The 2,664-nt window shown below is 67.8% G+C and carries 2 protein-coding genes; both read left to right on the top strand.

The features are described from left to right. Window positions 1–397 precede the first annotated feature (397 nt). Window positions 398–1,486 carry a cell wall-binding repeat-containing protein gene (locus tag C2142_RS04460; protein ID WP_162002403.1) on the top strand — a complete coding sequence of 363 codons (1,089 nt, stop codon included), beginning with the start codon at window positions 398–400 and terminating at the stop codon, window positions 1,484–1,486. Window positions 1,487–1,529: 43 nt separating this feature from the next. Continuing rightward, a partial coding sequence (locus C2142_RS04455; protein WP_241002375.1) for an ISAs1 family transposase occupies window positions 1,530–2,664 on the top strand: 1,135 nt, incomplete at its 3' end.

The raw sequence follows: 2,664 nt of genomic DNA, 5'->3' as shown, positions 1-2,664 counted from the left end.
AACCGCAGGCCGGCACCCCGCTACGACGTCGGGAAGACCGTCAAACGCGAACCCACGCTCGAAGCGCACCTCGCCAAGATCGCGGCGACAGCATAAAAATCAAGCTAAATAGCTACCGATCAGGGTGCAGCAATGTAGCGGAGGCACGGGATTGACAGGGGCTAGAGCATGGCTAGCATGATCCGCAAAGTAAATATACGCAAAAGAGATAGTCATGGTGGGGGAAGTGGAGCGCATGCAAACTCGGGGGGCAGTCATGCAGAGATCGAAGCGTGCCTTCGTATCAAAGGGAGGGTCCCGTCTGGTTCCGGCCATAGTGGCTGGGCTCCTGATGGCGTGTCTTGGGCCGGGTCGGGCCGTAGCTACGACCGAAGGAGGCACAAGCGAGCCGAGGGCTGTGGCGCTCACCCAGGAGGACCGGGTTGAGGTTTCCCGTATCGGGTCGGCTGCCGCCGGCGGGCGGGCGCTGGCGTACCGGGCGCATGTGCGAAACCTGGGGTGGAGTCCATGGGTCGGCAGTACCTCCGAGCAGTTCGCTGGATGGACCGGCCGCTCGGAGCCCATCGAGGCGGTGGAGTTCGCCTGGGCGTCCGCGCCCGCTGACGCGCTCCTGGAGGTTCGTGCACACTGGTCCGGAATCGGCTGGCAAGGGTACGGGCGAGTTCCCTCGGTACAGAGCGGTGGCAAGCTGCTGGTCGGCGAGGTCGGTGCGGCGGGGCCGTCCCTGGAGGCCCTGACCTTCGGTGGCAGCAACTCGAACTACTACCGGTCCGACGGGCACGTCCAGAGCGTTGGCTGGCAGCGGCTGGACAACCGCGGCGTGGTCCGGCAGGAGATCGGAACGACAGGGAAGAACCTCTGGATGGAGGCCTTCCGGATCATGCCCTTCGCTGCCAGTACCAAGCCGGTGGATGTTGCGCGGGTCTCTGGTGCGTCTGCAGCGGAGACGTCCGTCAACGCGTCTAGGAAGTACTGGCGCTCGAAGGAGGCGGCGTCGGGAAACGCGGCGGAATCCGCCGTGGTCGCGAGGTTCGACGCCTGGCATGACGCGGTGAGTGCGATTCCGCTGGCGAAGGCGAAGCGAGGGCCGCTGCTGCTCAATCCCAAGGACGGCCTGGACGGCGCCGTCGCGGCGGAGCTGAAGCGCGTGCTGCCCGTCGGCCGGACGGTATACCTGCCGGGCGGGTTCGGCTCCATCTCGGAGGCCACCGTGTCCAGCTGGGCGTCCATCAGTTTCGCGGTGTGCTGGCGCTGTTCGGTAGGTAGGGCGGTCAGCTTGGCGCTGGTGTCCTCCAGCCAGTCGACCAGTTCCGCATCGACGTGCTTGCCGTTCAGGGCGGTGGTGAGCCGGTCGGGTTCGAGGGCGGCCCACTGGGTGGAGAGCCCAGGGGCGTTTCAAAGTCCCGGTGACCATGTGAGTCCGCAGGCCGCGGCGGCGCGAGGAGTGCTGGCCGGGCCGTCACGAACGCATCGAAGCTCCGGTTGAACGGGGTGACCTTCCCAAGTCGCCTCGCACCACCGGAGCTTCGATGTGTCGTCAGTCTGCCACCGTCTGCCTGATCAAGTCGCCGGCTCCGGAGGACATGGCGGGATTGTCGCTGATGGAGCGGCTGCGGTTGTTGCCCGATCCGCGTCGGCGTCGAGGAGTGCGTCACCCGTTCGTGGCGGTGCTGCTGGTTGCCGCCTCCGCGGTTGTCGCCGGCGCACGCTCGTATACGGCCATCGGCCAGTGGTCCGCCAACGCGCCGCAGCACGCCCTGGCCCGCCTCGGTGCCCGGGTCGTGGGGGCGTTGAGCGTGCGCGTCGCACCGAGTGCCGCCACGATCCGGCGGGTCGTCGGCCTGGTCTGCCCCGGCGGACTGGCCGATCTGACCGGCGCTGATCCTGCCGGTTCGGACACCCTGGCCGTGGACGGCAAGACCGCCCGCGGCTCCCGGCACAGCGAGTCGCCCGCCGCCCACCTGCTGGCCGCGATGACCGGCGACGGCCGCACCGTCACCCAGCTGCGGGTCCCCGACAAGACCAACGAGATCACCTGCTTCGCCGCGCTACTGGAGCCCTTCGACCTGACAGGGGTCACGGTCACGGCCGACGCCCTGCACACCCAGCGCGCCCACGCGCGCTTCCTGGTGGACGAGAAGAAGGCGCACTACCTGTTGGTGGTCAAGGCCAACCAGCCCGAACTGCACCGCCGACTGCGATCACTACCCTGGAAGAACGTCACCGCGCGTCGTTACGACCGCGAGATCGGCCACGGCCGCCGGGAAACCCGGGTGACCAGAGCCCTCACCGTCACCGGCCTCGGCCTGGAGTTCCCTCACGCCGCCCAGGCCGTACGCATCCTGCGCCACCGTACCGACCTCGCCACCGGCACCGTCAGCCGCCAGACCGTCTACGCGATCACCGACCTGACCTCCCAGCAGGCATCGCCCCAGCGCCTGGGCCAACTCGCCAGGTCACAATGGACCATCGAGAACCGGCTCCACTTCGTCCGCGACACCACCTTCGCCGAGGACACCTCGAAAATCCGCACCGCCCACGGACCCGAAAACATGGCGACCCTTCGCAACCTGGCCATCAACATGCTCCGCACCGCCGGACACACCAACATCGCCGCCGGCATCCGGCACGCCTCCTACGAGCCCTTCACCCCTCGACCTACTG

The sequence above is a fragment of the Streptomyces sp. CB01881 genome, from assembly GCF_002953255.1.
Classification (GTDB): domain Bacteria; phylum Actinomycetota; class Actinomycetes; order Streptomycetales; family Streptomycetaceae; genus Kitasatospora.
The sequence above is the reverse complement of the archived record's forward strand: the minus strand, read 5'-3'. Positions and strand labels throughout refer to the sequence as shown.